General features: G+C 70.9%; 17 protein-coding genes and 1 tRNA gene. 10 read left to right on the top strand and 8 right to left on the bottom strand.

Annotated features, from left to right (window positions below):
• Nucleotides 1-63: 63 nt before the first annotated feature.
• The 6 genes from ACXNSR_RS16265 to ACXNSR_RS16240 all read right to left on the bottom strand — a co-directional run bounded on the left by ACXNSR_RS16265 (nt 64) and on the right by ACXNSR_RS16240 (nt 6243).
• A complete protein-coding gene (locus tag ACXNSR_RS16265) occupies nt 64-474 on the bottom strand; it encodes a hypothetical protein (RefSeq protein ID WP_458642725.1) in 411 nt (136 codons plus the stop codon).
• A 364-nt stretch (nt 475-838) separates the two neighbouring features.
• A complete protein-coding gene (locus ACXNSR_RS16260) occupies nt 839-1396 on the bottom strand; it encodes a carboxymuconolactone decarboxylase family protein (protein ID WP_458642724.1) in 558 nt (185 codons plus the stop codon).
• 264 nt (nt 1397-1660) lie between these two features.
• Nucleotides 1661-2494, bottom strand: a complete 834-nt coding sequence (locus tag ACXNSR_RS16255; protein ID WP_458642723.1) for an S-methyl-5'-thioadenosine phosphorylase — start codon at nt 2492-2494, stop codon at nt 1661-1663.
• A gap of 81 nt (nt 2495-2575) precedes the next feature.
• Nucleotides 2576-2896, bottom strand: a complete 321-nt coding sequence (locus tag ACXNSR_RS16250) for an FmdB family zinc ribbon protein (protein WP_030386242.1) — start codon at nt 2894-2896, stop codon at nt 2576-2578.
• Nucleotides 2897-2963: 67 nt separating this feature from the next.
• A complete protein-coding gene (locus ACXNSR_RS16245) occupies nt 2964-4376 on the bottom strand; it encodes an MFS transporter (protein ID WP_458642722.1) in 1413 nt (470 codons plus the stop codon).
• Nucleotides 4377-4782: 406 nt separating this feature from the next.
• Nucleotides 4783-6243 carry a potassium/proton antiporter gene (locus tag ACXNSR_RS16240; protein WP_458642721.1) on the bottom strand — a complete coding sequence of 487 codons (1461 nt, stop codon included), beginning with the start codon at nt 6241-6243 and terminating at the stop codon, nt 4783-4785.
• A 278-nt stretch (nt 6244-6521) separates the two neighbouring features.
• Between ACXNSR_RS16240 and ACXNSR_RS16235 the strand changes: the two genes are divergently transcribed.
• Entirely contained in the window at nt 6522-9371 is a 2850-nt protein-coding gene (locus ACXNSR_RS16235) for a penicillin acylase family protein (protein ID WP_458642720.1), read from the top strand.
• A 23-nt stretch (nt 9372-9394) separates the two neighbouring features.
• Here the strand turns inward: ACXNSR_RS16235 and ACXNSR_RS16230 are convergent, their stop codons facing one another.
• Nucleotides 9395-10009, bottom strand: coding sequence for a 5-formyltetrahydrofolate cyclo-ligase (locus ACXNSR_RS16230; protein WP_458642719.1), 615 nt, complete (start codon nt 10007-10009; stop codon nt 9395-9397).
• A 95-nt stretch (nt 10010-10104) separates the two neighbouring features.
• On the opposite strand from ACXNSR_RS16230, the gene galU reads away from it, so the two are divergent.
• The 7 genes from galU (at nt 10105) to ACXNSR_RS16195 (ending at nt 15493) form a co-directional block, all read left to right on the top strand.
• Nucleotides 10105-11007, top strand: coding sequence for a UTP--glucose-1-phosphate uridylyltransferase GalU (gene galU, locus ACXNSR_RS16225; RefSeq protein ID WP_458642718.1), 903 nt, complete (start codon nt 10105-10107; stop codon nt 11005-11007).
• Between the two features lie 4 nt (nt 11008-11011).
• Nucleotides 11012-12364, top strand: a complete 1353-nt coding sequence (glp, locus tag ACXNSR_RS16220; RefSeq protein WP_458642717.1) for a molybdotransferase-like divisome protein Glp — start codon at nt 11012-11014, stop codon at nt 12362-12364.
• Nucleotides 12365-12437: 73 nt separating this feature from the next.
• On the top strand, nt 12438-12917 hold the full coding sequence (gene moaC / locus ACXNSR_RS16215) for a cyclic pyranopterin monophosphate synthase MoaC (RefSeq protein ID WP_030012065.1): 480 nt from the start codon (nt 12438-12440) through the stop codon (nt 12915-12917).
• Between the two features lie 86 nt (nt 12918-13003).
• Nucleotides 13004-13507, top strand: a complete 504-nt coding sequence (locus tag ACXNSR_RS16210) for a MogA/MoaB family molybdenum cofactor biosynthesis protein (protein WP_458643317.1) — start codon at nt 13004-13006, stop codon at nt 13505-13507.
• 17 nt (nt 13508-13524) lie between these two features.
• A complete protein-coding gene (locus ACXNSR_RS16205; RefSeq protein ID WP_189735408.1) occupies nt 13525-14133 on the top strand; it encodes a GNAT family N-acetyltransferase in 609 nt (202 codons plus the stop codon).
• Nucleotides 14134-14312: 179 nt separating this feature from the next.
• Nucleotides 14313-15341 (top strand): divisome protein SepX/GlpR, encoded by a 1029-nt coding sequence (gene sepX, locus ACXNSR_RS16200; protein WP_458642716.1) that lies wholly within the window; start codon nt 14313-14315, stop codon nt 15339-15341.
• A gap of 78 nt (nt 15342-15419) precedes the next feature.
• A tRNA-Ala gene (locus tag ACXNSR_RS16195) sits at nt 15420-15493 on the top strand.
• A 128-nt stretch (nt 15494-15621) separates the two neighbouring features.
• Here ACXNSR_RS16195 and ACXNSR_RS16190 read toward each other — a convergent pair.
• Nucleotides 15622-15753 (bottom strand): hypothetical protein, encoded by a 132-nt coding sequence (locus tag ACXNSR_RS16190; protein ID WP_458642715.1) that lies wholly within the window; start codon nt 15751-15753, stop codon nt 15622-15624.
• Nucleotides 15754-16153: 400 nt separating this feature from the next.
• On the opposite strand from ACXNSR_RS16190, the gene ACXNSR_RS16185 reads away from it, so the two are divergent.
• Nucleotides 16154-17557, top strand: coding sequence for an ATP-binding protein (locus ACXNSR_RS16185; RefSeq protein WP_458642714.1), 1404 nt, complete (start codon nt 16154-16156; stop codon nt 17555-17557).
• A gap of 4 nt (nt 17558-17561) precedes the next feature.
• Entirely contained in the window at nt 17562-21347 is a 3786-nt protein-coding gene (locus ACXNSR_RS16180; protein ID WP_458642713.1) for a hypothetical protein, read from the top strand.
• Nucleotides 21348-21406: the final 59 nt, after the last annotated feature.

Here is a 21406-nt window from a genome sequence, read left to right as displayed (position 1 = left end):
TCCGGGCGCGGCGTGTCCAATCGGCCCCCACCTTGAGGTGAATCGGCTGGCCGGCTGTGCGAATCAGCACAATGTCACCGCCAGCCGCGCCGTGGCACCCGCACCCACGAGATCCCGCGCGGTGTCGCGCGCAACGGTCAGCACCACCAGCGCCCCACCGTCCGCAACACCCTTGTCCGGATCGGGGACTTCGGCGACCAGCGCTCCCGCGGCCACCACCCTCGGCGGCCCGCCGCGCTCCGCCGCGACCACGTCCACCCGGTCCCCGCGCCGCAGCAGCCGCACCGTCGCCGCGTCCGCGATGCGCACGGGCGCCGACACCATCCGCACCGCGGCGGGTGGCGCCGCACGCTGAGCGGCCCGTGTCTCGGGCCTTGCGACGCCCCGCGAGGCCTGCGCCTCCGTCCCGCCCACCGCCACCGCCGCCGCGACGACGGCCAGCGCGGCCGAGGCGGCCCGCCGCCGTCGTCGCACGGCCCGGCGCAGCCGGTCCCCGCCCCGCCCCACGCGAAGCGGCGGGAACGACGGGACCGGGCGCGCGGGAGGACACGCGGAGGACGTCGCGCACGCGTCGGGAGCGAGGGCGGCGGCACGGGGAGCGGAGCAGGACGAAGGGGCTGCGGAAGTAAGGGACATGACGAACACCACCAGACCGAGTGAGTTGCTGTGCCCGGACCCGGCGCCCGGACACATCCCACGATCCGGCCTCCCGGGGAATCCCGCCGGAGCCTGTGGACGATCCCCGCACTGTGGACAACCCCGTCACCCGTACGAGTCAGTCATCCGGCAGCCGGGCGGCCGGGCAACCGGGCAGCACCCCGGCCGCCCGCTGCCGGGATCAGCGCCCGGTCGGGACCTGGCAGGCTTCCGCGAAGCCCTGACTGGTCAGGCCGAAGGCGCTGTTGACGCGCGAGCGCCAGTTCTCCAGCGCGACCATGGCGGTGAGCTCGACGAACGCCGCCTCGCCGAGCCGCGCGACCAGTTCCCGCGCGAGCTCGTCCGTGACCGCGGGCTCGGTCTCGGTCATGGCCTCGGCGTATTCCATGACCAGCAGTTCCAGCTCGGTGAACACCTCACGGGAATCCCGCCACCGCGGCACCCGCTCGATCTTCTCCGTCGGCAGGCCCAGCTCGTGGCCCTCCCAGTAGCCGAAGTCCATGCACCACGAGCAGTTGATGCGGGCCGCCGCCGCCATCACGGCGAGGTGCTTCAGCCCGGCGTCGAGCGCGTTCCACTTCGCCACGCTCCGCTCCAGCCGGACGTAGGAGAAGAGCACGCGGGAGTTGTGCCCGTAGGCCTGCCCGGGGTCGAGCACCTTGCCGTAGGTACGGCGCGAGTACCAGGCGCCGATCCGCATCAGCAGGGTGCGGGGCGGGGTGAGCGAGATACGCGGCATGACAGTCGTCTCCCTGGCCGGGGCGGTCTTCGTTTTCCGCCGTCACCAGGGAGGACCGGACAGCCGCGCCGAATGTGACAGCCGTCGGCCGGCTCGTCGGACGCCTTCCTCCCCGGGCGCCGCGGCAGCGGTCCCGAGCGCGCCCGGGAGCCGGTCCCCGAGGTCCTCCGCGAGGGCCTCGGGGACCGGTGGCGGGCGGCCCGTACCCCTTCGGGTCGGCGGTCGGCCCGCCGGAGCGTCCCGGACGGCCAGTGCGGACGGCCCTTACGGGAGCTCGATGCCCAGGTCCCACCCGTCGTGCGCGTGCGTGCACAGGCAGTCCCGGGTCTCCGTGGCCGGCAGGGCCGCCACCGCGTCGAAGAGGACCTCGCGCAGCCGCCCGACGTTCTCGCCGAACACCTTCAGGACCTCGGTGTGGGACACGCCCTCGCCGGTCTCCGCGCCCGCGTCCAGGTCCGTGACCAGGGCCATCGAGGTGTAGCAGAGCCCGAGCTCGCGGGCGAGGACCGCCTCCGGGTGGCCGGTCATGCCGACCACCGACCAGCCCGCCGCCGCGTGCCACCGCGACTCGGCGCGCGTCGAGAAGCGCGGCCCCTCGATGACGACCATGGTGCCGCCGTCCACCGGCTCCCAGTCCCGCCCGCGGGCCGCGGCCAGCGCCACGGACCGGCCCACCGGGCAGTACGGGTCGGCGAAGGTGGTGTGCACGACGTTCGGAACGGATCCGTCCGGCAGCGGCTCACCGTCGAAGAAGGTCTGGGCCCGGGCCTTCGTACGGTCGACCAGCTGGTCGGGAACGAGCAGCGTGCCCGGCCCGTACTCGGCCCGCAGACCGCCGACCGCGCACGGGCCCAGCACCTGGCGGACGCCGACCGAGCGCAGGGCCCACAGGTTGGCCCGGTAGTTGATCCTGTGTGGCGGGACGGTGTGGCTGCGTCCGTGCCGGGGCAGGAAGGCCACCTGGCGGCCGGCCAGCTCACCCACGTAAAGGGAGTCGCTCGGGGGTCCGTACGGGGTCTCCACCTGGATCTCGGAGACGTCCTCCAGGAAGGAGTAGAAGCCCGAGCCGCCGATGACACCGATCTCTGCGTTCACCATGCGGTCCACCCTAAGGCCCTGCCGTGAGCATGCCGAAGGCCCCGCTGCCGGCAAGGGCGGCGGGGCCTCGGGAAGGAGCGATCAGGCGGCCGACGTGGAGCTGCTGCTCGACGAGCTCGACGACGTCGAGGAGGACGAGGCGGCGGGAGCGGCGGCAGGGGTCGACGTCGAGGACGACGAGGAGCTGGACGACGGCTTCGAGGCGGGCGTGCTGCTCGACGACGCGCCACGGCTGTCGTTCCGGTAGAAACCGGAGCCCTTGAAGACGATGCCGACCGCGGAGAACACCTTCTTCAGGCGTCCGTCGCAGCTCGGGCACACGGTCAGTGCGTCATCGGTGAACTTCTGCACGGCCTCAAGGCCCTCACCGCACTCGGTGCACTGGTACTGGTAGGTCGGCACGAATTTCCTCCTGGCACTCTGACTCAATGAGTGCTAACGACGCTCCATGGTGACGTATTCCGGCGGATCAGTCCACCGTCACCGGCACGCGGTGACCCATCCCACGCTCGTTCACCCGGTTACGGGAGGCCGACGACGGGGTGGTGCGGGCGGTCTCCTGGGTCTTCGCCGCCGTGTTCGCGGTGTTCGCCGTGTTCGCCTCCGCCGTCGCGGGGGCCGCGGGCGCGTCCTCCTGCGCGGAGACGTTCACGATCCGGCTCGGGGCCTTCGGGGCGAGCCTCGCGCGCAGCGCCAGCAGGGCGGTCAGCGCGAGCGCGGTCGCACCCATGGGCACCAGGAAGCCGAACGAGGATCCGTGCGCGTCCGTCAGGCGGCCGGCCAGGATGACGGCGATGGCCTGACCGAAGGCGATCGAGCCGGTCAGCCAGGTGAAGGCCTCGGTCCGCGCGTTCGCGGGGACCAGCGCCTCGACCATCGTGTAGCCGGTGATCAGCGCCGGGGCGATGCACAGGCCGACGACCAGGCCGAGCGCGCCCAGCAGGATCATCGAGTGCGCCGCCCACAGGACGGAGGCGGCGGCCGTGAGGCCGATGTAGCCCAGGATCAGCCGGCGGCGCGGGCCGATCTTCCAGGCGATGGCGCCCATGGCGATACCGGCGATCATGTTGCCCGCGGCGAAGACCCCGTAGAGCAGGCCGTTGGCGCCGGGGTTGCCCATCTCGTTGGAGAAGGCGGCGAGCGAGACCTGCATGCCGCCGAAGACGGCGCCGATCCCGAGGAAGGCGAAGATCAGGACGCGCAGGCCGGGGAAGGACAGCGCGAAGGCGCGCTTCTCGCCGGTGGCCGACGGGGCGTGCGTCTTGGGCTGGCTGGCCCGCTGGGCCGCGAAGAGCAGGCCGCCGAGCAGGGTGAGGGCGGCCTCGGTGACCAGGCCGGCCGCCGGGTGGACGCCGGTGCACAGCGCGGTCGCCAGGACCGGTCCGACGACGAAGGTGAACTCGTCGGTGACGGACTCGAAGGCGGCGGCCGTCGGCAGCAGCGGCGAGCCCTCCAGCTTGGCGGCCCAGCGCGCCCGGACCATCGGTCCGACCTGCGGCACCGTGGCACCGGTGGGTACGGCGGCGGCCGCCAGCGCGAGGACCGGCGCGTCCAGCAGCGCGAGCGCGGCCAGGCCGATGACGGCGGCGGAGTGCGCGAGGACCACGGGCAGCAGGACGGCGGTCTGGCCGAAGCGGTCGGTGAAGATGCCCATCAGCGGGGCGGACAGGGCCATGGAGATACCGGTGACGGCGGCGACGATGCCGGCGCTGCCGTAGGAACCGGTGGTGTGCTGGACCAGCAGCAGGATGCTGATCGTCAGCATGCCGAAGGGGAGCCGGGCTGCGAAGCCGGGGAGTACGAAGCCGAGGGCGCCGGGAGTGCGCAGGAGCTGCCCGTATCCGGGGCGGGCGGACGTGTCGGTCGTGACCGCGGATGTCACGGCCTTGCCTTTCCGCTGCCTGGTAGAGCGTCCCCGTCTGCGGACGGTGCTCCGCCTTGTGAGCGGCCGCACCCGTACATGTGGGAGCCCCGAGAGCTGTCCTCTTGCGCAGAACCGAGTGATACCTGGGCGCCCACGTCGGGGTGGTGCCACGGCCGCTTTGCGGTCGCGCCAGCTCTGCGTCAGGCAGAGTTGGTTCGATCTGGTGTGCCTTCATCGTACAGGGAAAGCCACTACCACGCCTTGTGAATTCGGTGACAAGGGGTGTCTTCGCCTGGGATTAACGGCTGGTTCGCAGGTAAAGAGCCCGAAAAAGCAGGCAAAAGTGGGCATATCTCAGCGAACTCGGCTGAATTAGAACGATGCTCTAACACGTTTTGCCAGTGAGCGGCGCCCCGGCTTCGCGCTAGCGGGAAACGGGTCCGCCCGTGCCCAGCCACCCCGCGAGCTTGCCGCCCCGGGCCACCGCCCGCAGCCGTGCCTCCGCCGCGTCCCGCACCGGATCCGTGGCCACCACCAGCAGCTCGTCCCCGTGCCGCAGCACGGTGGACGGCGCCGGTACGAAGCTCTTCGCGTCCCGGACCACCAGCGTGACCGAGGCCCCCGGCGGCAGCCGCAGCTCGCTCACCTCCACGCCGTGCATCCGCGAGGCCGGCGGGATGGAGAAGGAGAGCAGGTGCCCGCGCAGCTTCTCCAGGGGCGCCGATTCGATCCCGAGGTCGAGGGCGCTCTCGTCCCCGCTCCCGAGGTTCAGCTTGCGCGCGAGCCAGGGCAGGGTCGGCCCCTGTACCAGGGTGTAGACGACGACCAGCACGAAGACGATGTTGAAGACGCGGTCGCTGCCCTCGATCCCGGACACCATCGGGATGGTCGCCAGGATGATGGGCACGGCTCCGCGCAGGCCCGCCCACGACATCAGCACCTGCTCCTGCCAGGAGATCCGGAAGGGCAGCAGGCTGATGAAGACCTCCAGGGGGCGCGCCACCATCGTCAGCACCAGCCCGATGATCACGGCCGGCCAGAAGTCGCGGACCAGCTCGTGCGGGGTGACCAGCAGGCCCAGCAGCACGAACATGCCGATCTGGGCGATCCAGCCGAGCCCGTCGGCGAAGCCGCGGGTGGCGGGCCAGTGCGGAAGCTTCGCGTTCCCGAGCACCATCGCCGCCAGGTACACCGCCAGGAAGCCGGAGCCGTGCGCGATGGCGCCGGCCGCGTACGCCACGATCGCGATGGCCATCACGGCGATCGGGTAGAGGCCGGAGGCGGGCAGCGCCACGTGCCGCAGCCCGTACGCGCCCAGGAAGCCCACGGCCAGGCCGATCGCGGCGCCGATCGCCAGCTCCAGGGCGATCTTGCCGATCAGGACGTACCACTCGTCCACCGGGCCGACGGTCGAGAAGGCCACGACGAGGATGACGACGGGTGCGTCGTTGAAACCGGACTCGGCCTCCAGGACGCCGGTGATCCGGGCGGGCAGCGGCACCTTGCGCAGCACCGAGAAGACGGCCGCCGCGTCGGTCGAGGAGACGACCGCGCCGATCAGCAGGGCCTGGCGCCATTCCAGTCCGACGAGGTAGTGCGCCCCCGCCGCCGTCACGCCCACGCTGACCGCGACGCCCACCAGTGACAGCATGACCGCGGCCGGCAGGGCCGGCTTGATCTCTTTCCACTTGGTGCCCAGACCACCCTCGGCGAGGATCACGACGAGTGCGGCATAACCGATGACCTGGGTCAGCTCGGCATTGTCGAAAACGACGTTGCCGATCCCGTCCTGGCCTATGGCGATGCCTATGCCGAGGTAGATGAGCAGGCTGGGGAGGCCGCTGCGTGAAGAGATGCGTACCGCCGCCACGGCGACGAGCAGCACGAGCGAGCAGACCAGCAGCAGCTCATTGAGCGTGTGGACAGTCAGCGGGCGGCCCTCCTCAATGCGCCCGGCGGATCGAGCCTCCCGGCGACAAGTTCGGCAAGTAGTTCGTTACCTTACCTAATCTTTGACGCGCCCTTTACGCGATAACCACATTGTGAAACGCCTGTTCCCCCCTGTCCTCAGCACCTGGACCCCTGGCGGATCAACGGAGGCGGTCGTACGCCTATGGTTGCTCCCAGTACTCCCAGGACCACCCTGCCCCTCTAAGGACAGCGATGCCCGCCAACGAAACCGCTCCTCCCGTCAAGAAGAAGGGACGACGCGCCCGTCTGATCGTGCTCGTCCTGGTCCTGGCGCTCTTCGCGGGCCTCGGCTACGGGGCGTACTGGAGCGTGGACAGCGTGCGCGCCTCCTTCCCGCAGACGACCGGCTCCCTCAAGGTGCCGGGCCTGACCGGGACCGTCGAGGTCAAGCGCGACGCCCACGGCATTCCGCAGCTCTACGCGGACAACGACGACGACCTCTTCCGCGCGCAGGGCTTCGTGCACGCGCAGGACCGGTTCTGGGAGATGGACGTACGGCGTCACATGACGTCCGGCCGGCTCTCCGAGATGTTCGGCTCCGGCCAGGTCGAGACCGACGCCTTCCTGCGCACGCTGGGCTGGCGCCAGGTCGCGCAGGAGGAGTTCGACAAGAAGCTCTCGACGGAGACCAAGAAGTATCTCCAGGCCTACGCCGACGGGGTCAACGCGTACCTGAAGGGGAAGTCCGGCAAGGACCTCTCCGTCGAGCACGCCGCGCTCAAGCTCAGCGACGACTACCGGCCCGAGCAGTGGTCGCCGGTGGACTCGGTGGCCTGGCTCAAGGCGATGGCGTGGGACCTGCGCGGCAACATGCAGGACGAGATCGACCGCGCGCTGATGGCGACCAAGCTCTCGCAGGCGCAGATCGACGAGCTCTACCCGCCGTACCCCTTCGACCGGAACAAGCCGATCGTCGAGGGCGGCAAGGTCGACGGCGGGAAGTACACCCCGCAGGGCACCGGCACCGGCACGGGCTCCGGTTCCGGGACCGGCTCGGGCAACGGCTCCGGCGGCGCCAACACCATCGGAACCCAGACCGTCACGGGCCCGGCCAACGGCCTGGCCGACAACGCCGCTGCCCAGGGTGCGACCGTGGGCCTGCGCACCCAGCTGAGCTCCCTCGCCGACACCCTGGACAAGATCCCCGCGATCCTCGGCCCCAACGGCAGCGGCATCGGCTCGAACTCCTGGGTCGTCTCCGGCAAGTACACGACCACCGGCAAGCCGCTGCTCGCGAACGACCCGCACCTGTCCCCGCAGCTGCCCTCGGTCTGGTACCAGATGGGCCTGCACTGCCGCACCGTCTCGGCCCAGTGCCAGTACGACGTGGCCGGCTACACCTTCTCCGGCATGCCCGGCGTGGTCATCGGCCACAACACCGACATCGCCTGGGGCATGACCAACCTCGGTGCCGACGTCACCGACCTCTACCTGGAGCAGGTCAAGCCCGAGGGCTACGTCTACGACGGCAAGGTGCTCCCCTTCGCCACCCGCGAAGAGGTCATCAAGGTCGCGGGCGGCGACAGCAAGAAGATCACCGTCCGCACCACCAACAACGGCCCGCTCGTCTCCGACCGCAGCGAGCAGCTCGGTACGGTCGGCACCCGCGCCCCCGTCGCCAGCTCCGCCCCCGACCGCGGCGACGGTTACGCCGTCGCCCTGCGCTGGACGGCGCTGGACCCGGGCAAGTCCATGGACGCGGTCTTCAAGCTCGACAGGGCCAAGACGTTCGAGGACTTCCGCAAGGCGGCCGCCGACTTCGAGGTCCCGTCGCAGAACCTGATCTACGCCGACAACAAGGGCGCCAACGGCAACATCGGTTACCAGGCCCCGGGCCGCATCCCGGTGCGCGGCCAGCACGACGGCCGGATGCCCGCCCCGGGCTGGGACTCCAAGTACGCCTGGAAGGGCGGCAAGGACAGCAACACCGGATACATCCCGCAGAACGAGATGCCCTGGGACTCCAACCCGTCCCGCGGCTACATCGTCACGGCCAACCAGGCCGTCGTGGAGAGCGGGACCGGCGCGGGCAAGTACCCGTACCTGCTGACCACCGACTGGGGCTACGGCGCCCGCAGCCAGCGGATCAACGACCTCATCGAGGCGAAGATCAAGGACGGCGGCCGGATCTCGACCGACGACATGCGCACCATGCAGATGGACAACAGCAGCGAGATCGCCGCGCTGCTGACCCCGATGCTGGCGAAGATAGAGGTCTCGGACCCGGGCGTGCGCGCCGCGCAGAAGCTGCTGGACGGCTGGAACTACACGCAGGAGCCCGACTCGGCGGCCGCGGCCTACTTCAACGCGGTCTGGCGCAACATCCTCAAGCTGTCCTTCGGCGACAAGATGCCCAAGGAGCTGCGGATCGAGGGCAGCTGCATGAACGTCCTCGGCAACGGCACCGGCCCGGCCGACGACCTCGCCAAGACGGTCCGCGAATGCGGCACCCGCGGCTCCGACTCGGCGCAGCCCGACGGCGGCGACCGCTGGTTCGAGGTGGTCCGCCGCCTGGTCAAGGACGAGAAGTCGCCGTGGTGGACCTCGCCGCGGACGGTGACCCAGCCGGCGGCCACCACCCGCGACGAGCTCTTCGCCCGCGCCATGCGCGACGCCCGCTGGGAGCTGACCGCCAAGCTCGGCAAGGACCAGTCCACCTGGAGCTGGGGCCGGCTGCACCAGCTGACGCTGAAGAACCAGACGATCGGCACCGAGGGCCCCGGCTTCATGCAGTGGCTCCTCAACCGCGGCCCGTGGAACGTGGGCGGCGGCGAGGCCACGGTCAACGCGACCGGCTGGAACGCCTCCAGCGGGTACGGGGTCACATGGGTCCCGTCGATGCGGATGGTCGTGAACCTCAACGACCTCGACAAGTCGCGCTGGATCAACCTGACGGGTGCCTCGGGGCACGCGTACAACGCGCACTACACGGACCAGACGACGATGTGGGCCAAGGGCGAGCTGCTGGAGTGGCCCTTCGGCAAGGACGCCGTCGAGAAGGCCACGGTCGACACCCTGACCCTCAAGCCCGAGGGCTCGTAAGGGCCGGGGCGCGGATCAGGCCGTCATGGACTGAAGCGGTGCACCCCTGACGGGGTCGCCACCGCCTGCACGGGGTGGTCGTGCGGTTCCTCCGGGACCCGCGCGACCACCTCTTCGTCGTAGAGGAGCACCACCAGCGCGGGATGCGCCCCGGCGCGCTCCAGCCGCTCCAGCACCCGGTCGTAGGAGCCCCCGCCGCGGCCGAGGCGCATGCCGCGGCCGTCCACCGCGAGCCCGGGCAGCAGCACGGCGTCGGCCCCGGTGACCGCGTCCGGCCCGAGCGCGGGGCCGGTCGGCTCCAGCAGTCGCATCTTGCCCGGGTGGGCGGCCTCGGCGAGTGCGGCCGGGCCTTCGTACGCCGCCCAGTCGAGGTCGTTGTCGGGCAGCAGCAGGGGGAGCAGCACCCGCTTGCCGGCCGCGCGCAGGGCGTCGAGGAGCTCCCGGGTGCCGGGTTCGGTGCCGATCGACACGTACGCCGCGACCGTGCCGGCACCGGCCAGTTCGGGCAGCTCGAGGGAGCTCACGGCGAGTGCGGAGGCCGCCGCGCGGCGGCTCTCGGGGGACAAGGCGCGGCGCGCGGCGAGCAGTTCTCGGCGCAGTTCGGCCTTGGCCGGTGCGGGGGACGGATTCTCTGCCACGAGGAAATCAAATATCCTTCCGAATCGGGGCATACCTGTATCTAGCAGCTGCGGTCCCGTCCGGTGTTCGACGGAAGACCACTATCGTTCGGGGCATGACTATGTTGCACCCCGTGATCAAGAAGGCCGTCATTCCGGCCGCTGGCCTCGGTACCCGCTTCCTTCCGGCGACCAAGGCGACCCCGAAGGAAATGCTCCCGGTTGTGGACAAGCCGGCCATCCAGTACGTGGTCGAGGAGGCCGTCGGCGCCGGGCTCGACGACGTGCTCATGATCACTGGGCGTAACAAGCGTGCCCTGGAAGACCACTTCGACCGGAACTACGAGCTGGAGTCGGCCCTCATCGCCAAGGGCGACGACGACCGCCTGAAGAAGGTCCAGGAGTCCAGCGACCTGGCCACCATGCACTACGTCCGCCAGGGCGACCCGCGGGGCCTGGGCCACGCGGTGCTGTGCGCCGAGCCGCACGTCGGCCACGAGCCCTTCGCCGTCCTGCTCGGCGACGACTTGATCGACCCGCGCGACCCGCTGCTGCGCCAGATGGCGGACATCTACGCCCGCACCGGCGGCACCGTCATCGCGCTCATGGAGGTCGACCCGGCCAACGTCCACCTCTACGGCTGCGCCGCCGTCGAGGCCACGGACGAGGAGGACGTGGTCCGCATCACCGGCCTCGTCGAGAAGCCGGACCCCCAGGACGCCCCCAGCAACTACGCGGTCATCGGCCGCTACGTCCTCAACCCCGCGATCTTCGACATACTGCGGGAGACCGAGCCGGGCCGCGGTGGGGAGATCCAGCTCACCGACGCCCTGCAGAAGCTGGCCGCCGACGAGACCGTCGGTGGTCCGGTGCACGGCGTGATCTTCCGGGGCCGTCGCTACGACACCGGGGACCGCGGCGACTACCTGCGGGCCATCGTCCGCCTCGCGTGCGAGCGCGAGGACCTGGGCCCCGAGTTCCGCACCTGGCTTCACCGTTACGTCACGGAGGAGATGTAGCACCTTGAGCAGTTCCGCACCGCAGGACACCGACCACCGTCTGTGGTCCGTGGACGAGCACCTCGCGGACGTCCTCTCGGCCGTCCGGCCGCTGGAGCCCATCGAGCTCCAACTGCTGGACGCCCAGGGCTGTGTCCTGGTCGAGGACGTGACCGTGCCCGTCGCCCTCCCGCCCTTCGACAACAGCTCCATGGACGGCTACGCCGTCCGAACGGCCGACGTCCAGGGTGCGAGCGAGGAGTTTCCCGCGGTGCTCACCGTCGTCGGGGACGTGGCGGCGGGCAGCGGTGAGCTGCCCACCGTCGGCCCCGGCGAGGCTGCCCGGATCATGACCGGCGCCCCGCTGCCGCCCGGCGCGGAAGCCGTCGTACCGGTCGAGTGGACCGACGGCGGCACGGGCGGCGGCGCGGCCGCCGGGATGACCCCGGCCAGCGCCGCCCCCGAACACGCGGGCGGCGAGGTGCGCGTGCACCGCGCAGCCGAGGCGCGGGCGCACGTCCGGTCGCGCGGCAGCGACGTACAGGCCGGTGACCTGGCCCTCGCGGCCGGCACCGTCCTCGGGCCGCCGCAGATCGCCCTGCTGGCCGCCATCGGGCGCGGCACCGTACGGGTGCGGCCGCGCCCCCGCGTGGTGGTCCTGTCCACCGGCAGCGAGCTGGTCCAGCCCGGCGAGGCGCTCACCTCGGGCACCATCTACGACTCCAACAGCTTCGCGCTGGCCGCGGCGGCGCGGGACGCCGGTGCCATCGCCTACCGGGTCGGCGCCGTCGCGGACGACGCCGACACCCTGCGCTCCACCATCGAGGACCAGCTGATCCGGGCCGACCTGCTGGTCACCACGGGCGGGGTCAGCGTCGGCGCGTACGACGTCGTCAAGGAGGCGCTGTCCTCGGTCGGGCACGCCACCGAGGGCTCCGACAGCGAGGACGTCGACGGCGGCCGGATGGACTTCCGCAAGCTCGCCATGCAGCCCGGCAAGCCGCAGGGCTTCGGCACGATCGGCCCGGACCACACCCCGCTGCTGGCGCTGCCCGGCAACCCGGTGTCCTCGTACGTCTCCTTCGAGCTGTTCGTGCGCCCCGCGATCCGCGCCCTCATGGGGCTGCCGGAGTCCGAGGTCCGGCGGCCGAGCGTGCGCGCGGTGCTCAGTGCCGACAAGGCACTCGGCTCCCCGGCCGGCCGCCGCCAGTTCCTGCGCGGCAAGTACGACCCCGAGAGCGGCACGGTCGCTCCGGTCGGCGGATCGGGCTCCCACCTGATCGCCGCGCTGGCGCACGCCGACTCCCTGATGGTGGTACCGGAGGACGTCACCTCCGTGGAGCCGGGGACCGAGCTGGAAGTGATCCTGCTCGGCTGAAGTCGGGCCGGTGCGGGTAGCGTGTGTCGCACCACACAGGCTCCCCGGGAGCCCAGAGCGGAGCGGCGCAGCAATGAGTACCGAAAGCAGGCTCACCCACATCGACGAGGCCGGCGCGGCCCGGATGGTCGACGTGTCCGGGAAGGACGTCACCACCCGGACGGCACGGGCCAGCGGACGCGTACTCGTCGCCCCGCGGGTGATCGAGCTGCTGCGCGGCGAGGGCGTCCCCAAGGGCGACGCCCTCGCCACCGCGCGCATCGCCGGGATCATGGGGGCGAAGAAGACGCCCGACCTGATCCCGCTGTGCCATCCGCTGGCCGTCTCGGGCGTGAAGGTGGACCTGCGGGTCGCCGACGACGCGGTCGAGATCCTGGCCACCGTGAAGACGACCGACCGCACGGGCGTCGAGATGGAGGCGCTGACCGCGGTCGCGGTCGCCGGCCTCACCGTGATCGACATGGTGAAGGCGGTCGACAAGGGCGCGGTCATCACGGACGTCCGGGTGGAGGAGAAGACCGGCGGCAAGTCCGGCGACTGGGCGCGCTCGTGAACGCCCCGCACGGCGACGATGCCCACGGCCACGGCCACGGCCACGGCTCCACTGCCGAGGCGGCCGGCGCCGGCTCCCCGCAGCCGCTGGGCCGGGCCCTGGTCGTGACGGCCTCGAACCGGGCCTCGCAGGGCGTGTACGCGGACCGGGGCGGACCGCTGCTCGCCGAGGCGCTGGAGCAGCTCGGCTTCACCGTGGACGGCCCGCGGGTCGTCCCCGACGGCGACCCGGTGGAGCAGGCGCTGCGCGCGGGCGTGGCCGCCGCGTACGACGTCATCCTGACCACCGGCGGCACCGGGATCTCGCCGACCGACCGCACCCCGGACGCCACCGCGCGGGTGCTGGACTACGAGATCCCGGGCATCCCGCAGGCCATCCGCGCCGAAGGCCTGGCGAAGGTGCCCACCGCGGCCCTGTCCCGGGGCCTGGCGGGCGTGGCCGGGCGCACCCTCATCGTCAACCTCCCCGGCTCGACGGGCGGGGTGCGCGACGGCCTCGCCGTCCTGTCCCGCGTCCTGCCGCACGCGGTGGACCAGCTGCGGGGCGGCGACCACCCGAGACCGGCGGCACCCTCCGGGAGCCCGAGCTGAACGGCCCGACCTGGCCGGTGGTCCTGTCGGACGGCGACGTCACCCTCCGGCCGATAAAGCTGCGCGACCAGAAGGCCTGGCGCGAGGTCAACCGGCGCAACCGCGACTGGCTCCGGCCGTGGGAGGCGACGATTCCGCCGCCCGCGCCCTGGGGGCCGGTGGTCCAGCGGCCCACGTACCGCCAGATGGTCCGCCATCTGCGGGCGGAGGCGAACGCGGGCCGGATGCTGCCCTTCGTCATCGAGTACCAGGGCCGGCTGGTGGGCCAGCTGACGGTCGCCGGGATCACCTGGGGCTCGATGTGCGCGGGCCACATCGGCTACTGGGTGGACCGCGAGGTGGCGGGCCGCGGCGTGATGCCGACGGCGGTCGCGCTGGCGGTGGACCACTGCTTCAGGAAGGTCGGCCTGCACCGGATCGAGGTGTGCATCCGGCCCGAGAACGTTCCGAGCCGGCGCGTCGTGGAGAAGCTGGGCCTGCGCGAGGAGGGGCTGCGGCCGCGCTATCTGCACATCGACGGGGCCTGGCGCGACCACCTCGTCTACGCGGTGACGGCGGAGGAGGTCCCGGAGGGGCTGCTGCGCCGCTGGCACCGTGCGCGCCACTCGTCGTCCCCGCCGAAATAGCGAACCACCGGGGCGCACCGAAAAGCGAATATCTGTTCGAATTGATGGCCTCGGGTAACCGATTCGCCCATAACCTGATCCGAAGAATCACAAAAAAAGTCCGTGATATCAGCGAGATCGCGCGACACACCGGCCCAATTGGCCGATCCCCTCGGCCGTGTCCCTCTACGGTGTGAGGTGTGAGCAGCAGCGGCCTCATCTACGCAGTCATTGTCGGGGCCTGGGCCGCCTACTTGGTGCCCATGTGGCTCCGGAGGCAGGACGAGCTGAACGAAGCCCGTCCGACGGAACGCTTCTCCACTGCCATTCGGCTGCTTTCCGGCCGGGCGGGAATGGAGCGCCGTTACGCCAAGGGGCTGCGTGAGCGCGGTGCCGAGCAGGCGGAGCCCCAGCCCCACGCGGACCCGGACGCCGCGACGGAAACAGTCGATTCCGTCGACGCCGACGCCCGGGCCTTCGGCGTGTCCCCGACCAGGGCGGAGCCGAGGGGGGCCACCGTCGAACGGGAGCAGCGCGCGGAGCGGGCCCGGCGCGAACAGCGCCTCCAGGTCCTCGCGCGCCGCCGGCGCACCACCGCACTCCTCTTCCTGGTCTTCACCCTCGGCGCCGTCGTCGCCGCGGTGGGCGGCCTGCACTACCTGTGGGCCCCCGCGGTCCCCGCCCTGCTGCTCAGCACGTACATCGTGCACCTGCGGGTCCAGGAGCGACGGCGCTACGAGTTCACCATGGACCGGCGGCGCGCCGAGGCGGCCGCGCGGCAGCTGCGGGAGAACCGCCCGAGCCGCCGTGAGCCCGAGGCCGCGGCGGGCGCCGAACCGGACCCTGCACCACCGGTCTCCCCGCAGGAAGCCGGACGGCGCGCCCTGGTCGAGCAGACCGACCACGCCGAGTGGGTGGACCAGCAGCGCGAGCGCGAACGCGGCCCCGCCCGCGGTGACAGCTGGGAGCCGGTCCCGGTCCCGCTGCCGACGTACGTGACCGCCCCGGTGGCCCCCCGCGCCACGGGCCCGGCGGCCCCGGACGCCTGGAGCGCGACCCGCTCCAGCACGGCCGAGCCGACGGAACCCCGCCTGCGCGCCCAGCCCGGCCCCCCCAAGCCGGACCCGAAACCGCAGATGCCCCCGCGCCCGCGCGCCCAGGGCAAGGGCCGCACACCGCTGTTCGACCAGTACGAGGGCGAGGACCGCCCGCGCGCCGCGAACGAGTGATCGGTGACCTGCGCGGACGCTCCGGGATATCGGTTTTGGAGCACCAGCGCGGGGATGCTAATGTTTCACACGTCGCAAGGGCCTGTGGCGCAGTCTGGTAGCGCACCTCGTTCGCATCGAGGGGGTCTGGGGTTCAAATCCCCACAGGTCCACAGACGACAGTTCGCGAGTAGCTCTCGTGAACGTCACGAGATCCCGCCCGGTCGAAAGACCGGGCGGGATCTCGGCGTTTGCGGGGGTGTGATTCGAGGCGGTGCCCGACTGCCGGGGCGGACGCCCGTTACCCGACCAGCAACTGCCAGGCGGCCTGCACGGTCAGAGCGCCCAGGGCGGAGACCGCTCCGCGCAGCAGGGCGTGGCCGACGGTGCGGGCGATGCCTCGAAGGTGGTGGTTCGGCTTGCCCAGTTCCATGATCCAGCGCTCCCGAGTCGGCGTCACCGGGTGGTGACGGCTGCCCCTACCAAGCCACGCAGGGTTTCCGTCCGGCGATGCGCCGATTCGCCTGAAATCGGATCCGGATGCCCTTTAGGCTGTTCAGGGCATGGATCCGGAGCGGCAATGCGTGTCCGATGCGGATCCGGTCCGGATGGTGCATGCAGGCGAAGGGATCGGCGTGCCGCAGGAAACGGGGGCGCAGGAAAGGCTCTTCGCTGCGTTGAACGACCTCAGAATCCAGGCGAAGTTGACCGGCTACGGGTCCATCATTCGCCACGGTCACAGCCAGTTACCGCGGGTGGACTTCAAGGCGCAGACTCTCAGCAACTGGTTCACCGGCCGTGCGGTGCCGTCCGACAGCCGCACGTTCAAGGTCATGATCGAATACTTGCAGGGGCAGGCCCGCAGGAACTCCGGCCGTCAGCCCACTCAGTGGCAGTCCTGGGAACAGCTGCGTCAGGCGGCACGAAGCGAGCGCAGGATCAGTGGTCGGCCGTGGCAGCTGTCCGAGTCGGGCCCGGCCCTCCAGCCCCTGCCAGGGCCCGCCCCGTACTCGGTGCCGACGGCCGGGACAACGGAGCAGGGTCCGGATACGGCTGCCACCGGCACGTCGGCGGCGCGTCGGTCGAACGGCCCGCGTCAGTCCGGCCGGGAGACCGAACCCGACCCGGGTCCGGTGGGGTTCGCGTCCAGGGACTTCTTCCGGGACCTGATCGAGAACCGCACCCGCCTTTTCACCGGACGGCAGACGGAGAGCACCCGGATCACCGACTACATCCGCACCCGGGGCTCCGGATACGTCTTCGTGGAGGCGCTCTCGGGATACGGGAAGACTTCGCTGCTCGCCGATCTGGTCAGCCGGCACCCCGACTTCCGCTACCACTTCATCAGCCAGGCCCACAGCGGGCGGGGCGAGGGCCTCTTCGACCCGGCGAACGCGGACCACGTCCTGGAGTGCCTGTGCGAGCAGCTGGATCCCGCTCACGTGCCCGGAATGGACCCGGAGAGCGTGCAGCGGCAGTTCCGTGCCCTCCTCCGTCACGAGCCGAAGCGGCCCACCGTCATCGTGCTCGACGCGATCGACGAGCTGACCAAGCCGGAGCGGCTGCTTCACGTCTTCCCGCAGCAGCTGCCGCAGGGCCTGGTGGTACTGCTCTCGGGTCGCACCCGGGGCGACAAGAGGTCCTGCCTGAGCGACATCGGCCTGTCCCCCTCGGCCACCGGTCTGCACCTGTCGCTACGGGGCCTGGACGAGGCGGCGCTGATCGACCTGCTGAGGATGGCTGGTGGCGAGGCCACCGAACTGGCCGAGGACACCGACTTCGTCGGCGAGGTCCACCAGCTCTCCGCAGGCGACCCCTTCTACCTGCGCTTCCTGGTGGAGGACGCGGCGGCCGGCACTTTGACCCGGGACACCGTCGACCGAACCCCCAGCGGGCTGGAGGGCTATCTGGACCAGCAGTTCGAACAGCTCACCCGCAGCGCTCACCGCCTGGAGCACGCCCAGATCCTCGCGCTCCTGTACCAGGCCCGCACCCTCTCCGCGGTGGATCTGACGGAATGCGTCCCGGGCCTGACCTTGAACAACCTCAACACCGCCGAGGTTCTCCACGGACAACCCCGGGTGAACTTCGACACCGTCGTGCGGGAGATCCACCGCTTCCTGCTCGTGCACCGCCGGCCTGTGCCCGACGGTGCACCGGCCAGGAGCGGCGAGATGTACAGCTTCTGCCACGACCGGTTCCGGCAGTACTTCCGGGTCCGGGCCGGGATCGGCTGACACGGTGTCGGACGAGCCTGAATCCATCCTCGATCTCGCCGGCGCGAGCATCCGCAGCGGCCGCTGCGACCGGAGACTCGCCCAGCACGCGGGACACTGGCGGGAGAAGCCCGGCGTCTACAACCTCAGCAACGCCATCGGGCAGGCGAAGGCGGAGGGGCGGGGAAGTGACCTTCTCGCGACCATCCTCGACGAGGAGTTCCGGCGGCTGCGCCTGCAGTGGACGGGCGTCGAAGGCCGGCAGGCGGACCTGTACGCGGCCCGCGAGTACTTCCGGGAGAGGGAACCGGACCTGATCCGCTACCTTCAGGTTCTCTTCCTGGAGCAGCGGCCGTTCGGCACGCCTGTGAGCCGTTCGGCCCAGGAGCAGCACTGCCGGGCGTACGCCGAATTCCTGCAGCTCGACAGGCTCCCGCACGAGCGGAGCAAGGGCGGACTCGATGGAGTGCTGCGGAAATTCTTCCCCGAAGACGCCCCCGCCGATCAGCAGAGACTGTGTCTGATCGGCTACGAGCTGGGGAAGTGGCACTGCTCCTGCGGCCAATTGACCGGATTCGCCCGCCGCTACGACCACGCCTGCCCGTGCGGCACGGTCCGTGGCCACGGCAGGATCGACCCGACCGCGCCCCCGTGCCCGAACTGCCATGGAGCAGTGGAGTACATCGTCTGCCCGGACTGTCGCACTCGGGTGACACTGGCCAACCTCTGGCAGGTCAAGCGCGGTGGCACCCGTGCTGCCGACTACTGGCTCCCGCTCACCGTGGACATCTCGCTCGTAGATCACGGCGGCACGGTGAACCGCGACCGTATCCGACTGCTCTCCCTGCCGCTGCCCATCGGGCTGCACGAACGCGACGGGGAGCCCACCTTCGTTCCGCCCGTGGTCTTCTGGGAGAGCAGTCTCGCGACCGGTCCGGATGACCGCGCCGCAGGCCACCGGTTCCTCGGGCTGAAGGACGCACTGGGTTACGACGGCAGGAGTGAGTTCGGTGCCATTCTCGATGCCCTTCTGCGGCGGACCCTGCTGCGAACCCGCGGAAGCTACGCCCGGTTCACACAGGACCTGATCCACCACATGATCGAACTCCTCTATCAGTCTGGTCGATTACTCCCCGCATACACGCGCGATTTCTGGCGCCGACTGGGCCACCCGACCGTCACCGGCCTCCACGCGGGCAACCTGGTCGGTCTCGGTGCGGTGTCCTTCCAGTGCACCGTCGCGTCGTCAGCACAATTGCGCGGCACCGCAGCGCTCCTCGGCAGCCACTTCACCGACCCGGGCAAACTCGCCGTGCCACGGCTGCAGCAGCTGGAGCTGTCGCTGCCCGCCGGCGCCGAGCTTTCCCAGAGCCCCTGGGGCGTGAGCGCTGCACGAACGGAGAGCCTCTCGGAGTGTGGTCTGGCCGAACCGGGCAGCGAGGTGAAACCGGGGCAACTGCTCGTCGGAGCAGTCGTGCCCGTGCCCGAGGGAACACACCTCCTTCCCGAGGAGCGCCTTGCGAAGGCGGTATGGGGTGAGGACGCGGGACGGAGGACGAAGTGCCTGACGATGCCGGGCGAGCTGCCTGGCTGGGTGCTGGACCAGCAGCTCACTGGGCCCCTGGCGACCGACGCAGTGCCCGCCGCGCCGGGGCGGCACCTGGATCCGGGGATGCTGGCCGCCAGCACCCACGTCACCGTGACGGTCGCCGTCGACCACGCCCTGCGGCCCGGGGACACGTTGGACGGCGAGGCGGGCGGCTCCGTGACCGTGTGCGGGCTCGCCTCGGGAGCGACGCTCAGACAGATCGCGGCTGTTTCCGATGAACCGGACCTGGTCGTGGCTCCCGACCACCCCTGGGCTCCACCACTTGGTGAACCGGCTCGCACCGTCCAAGTCCGGCTCGCCGTCGACAGGTTGGCGGGAGGGGACACCGGAGCCTGGTCGTCCGGCAACGTTGATCTGATTTCGAAGCAACCTCCGCCGAGCAGTGGCGGAGAGGGCGCCCAGGTCATCAAGCCCGTGGAGTTCCGCTGGCTGGTCGAGCGCGGAGCACGCCATCTGGCGATGGAGCTCTACGGACCACGCAGCGACTGCGCCGACTGGCGGACGGAACTGCGCACCACTCTGGAGACCGCAGGGCACGGACCTCTTGCCCCGAGCCTGGAGCCGCCCTCCGCGCTCGAGGACGCCGTCAGCCACGGGGTACGTCGGCTCGACCTCACCTTGCGTGCCGCCCGCCTGGTGCCGCTGCTTCACCCGGATGGCATCGGCCTTCAACTGATGAGCGACTCCGACGTGATCATCCGGTCGCACGGCGAAGTGCACCAAGAATGGCCGTTCGAGGTGCGGGACATGCGCCCGCGCAAGGGCGGGCTCTTCTGCCAGGACATCTTCGGCCAGGACCGAGAAGACGAGTGCGCCTGCGGCATGCACCACAACCGGAGAAGGGTGGGGCGGGCCTGCGAGGACTGCGGACGTACCCTGACCTCGCCGACTGAACGCGGCCGCAGGTTCGGCCACCTCAGACTCCCCGCCACCGTGGTCCACAGCTGGTTCCTGGATGGCGCAGCCGGCGAAAGGCTGGCCATGCTGATGGACGTGACGATCAGTCAGCTGAGAGCCATCGCGGACTGTGAACTCTTCGTGGTCACCGACCCCGGCTCGACAACGTGGCGTGTCGGGCAACTGGTCGACACAGAAACATGGTTCCGTACCGTGGACCGCTACGGTGCTTCTGCTGCGACCGGGGGATCGGCCGTCAAGATCATGCTGTACCGGGCCGGCAAGGTGGGCGACCTACCGCTGGACACGGTCGCGATCCGACGGCTTCCCGTGCTGCCACCGGACCTCCGCCCGTTTGTCCTCAACGATGCCGGGCTGCCGTACAGAAGTCACGACCTGAACCAGCTGTACCGCGCCGTCATACTGTCCGGCGAAGCCCTGGTGCGCCAACGGGACAAGGCCTACACGACGGAGCGGCACGAGTTGGAGTCGCGCCGTCGGCTGCAGCACAGCGTCGACCGGCTGCTTGGGCCTGCGGCGGACGTGGTGGCACGCGTGGGCATCGCAGACTCGCTCACCCTCCTCGGCAACCCCGTCGGGTCCCTGCGCGACGACCTGCTCCGCCGCTCCGTGGACTACAGCGCCCGGGCCAGGATCGTGGTCGGTCGGCTGCCGGACCCGGAAGAAGAAGCCGCCGTCGCCGACCCCGGCACCGTACTCCTCGGCCGCGACCTGGTCCTGCGCCTGCTTGAACCGGTGATGGTGCACGCTCTCGCCACGGGTGGGGCCGCCGAGAGCCCCCGTCAGGCACAAACCCTGCTGCAGAATCCCACAGCCGATGTCTTCCGGCTGCTCGACGCCGTCTGCGAGCGCTCCCGGATCCTGGTCGCCTTCCCACACGGCCCCTGGCGGATGGTCGCACTGGGCCTCCGGGCTTCCAAGACACCCACCCTGGAGGTGCAACCCGCACTGCTGGACCTCATCGGCCGACAGAATCTCGGCGAGTCGGCGCGGATCTTTGCCATCCAGAGCGACGAGGCCCAGCGTGAGGCAGCTGACCGGCTCACCGTCGCCGCGCTGCGCCGTGCAGGGGCCCGGACCACGCCTCCACCTGACCGGCCCGGTTCCTTCTTCGACCTGCCCTGCGAGGACCTGGCCCACAGCCTTGCCGACGCAGCGCTCACAACAGCGACGTTCCCGCTCACACCTGACGACGGCCTGATTCTCTGTCAGCCCGATTGGCTCACCGACCCCGGCAGTTCCCCTGATTCGGCGGACCCTCCAGCAGGGGGGCCTTCGCACTAGCCGACGGGGTCGGTCCAATTCGCGGCCCACGAGGTGCCTGAGCTCGTGGAGCTCGCCCC

Source organism: Streptomyces sp. NC-S4 (assembly GCF_054353315.1).
The sequence above is the reverse complement of the archived record's forward strand: the minus strand, read 5'-3'. Positions and strand labels throughout refer to the sequence as shown.

Coding starts and splice junctions, on each gene's coding strand:
- ACXNSR_RS16255 (WP_458642723.1), bottom strand. CDS start 2,494: ATGGTGAACGCAGAGATCGGTGTCATCGGCGGCTCGGGCTTCTACTCC.
- moaC (WP_030012065.1), top strand. CDS start 12,438: ATGAGTACCGAAAGCAGGCTCACCCACATCGACGAGGCCGGCGCGGCC.
- ACXNSR_RS16185 (WP_458642714.1), top strand. CDS start 16,154: ATGATCGAATACTTGCAGGGGCAGGCCCGCAGGAACTCCGGCCGTCAG.
- ACXNSR_RS16190 (WP_458642715.1), bottom strand. CDS start 15,753: ATGGAACTGGGCAAGCCGAACCACCACCTTCGAGGCATCGCCCGCACC.
- ACXNSR_RS16235 (WP_458642720.1), top strand. CDS start 6,522: ATGCCCGCCAACGAAACCGCTCCTCCCGTCAAGAAGAAGGGACGACGC.
- ACXNSR_RS16260 (WP_458642724.1), bottom strand. CDS start 1,396: ATGCCGCGTATCTCGCTCACCCCGCCCCGCACCCTGCTGATGCGGATC.
- galU (WP_458642718.1), top strand. CDS start 10,105: ATGACTATGTTGCACCCCGTGATCAAGAAGGCCGTCATTCCGGCCGCT.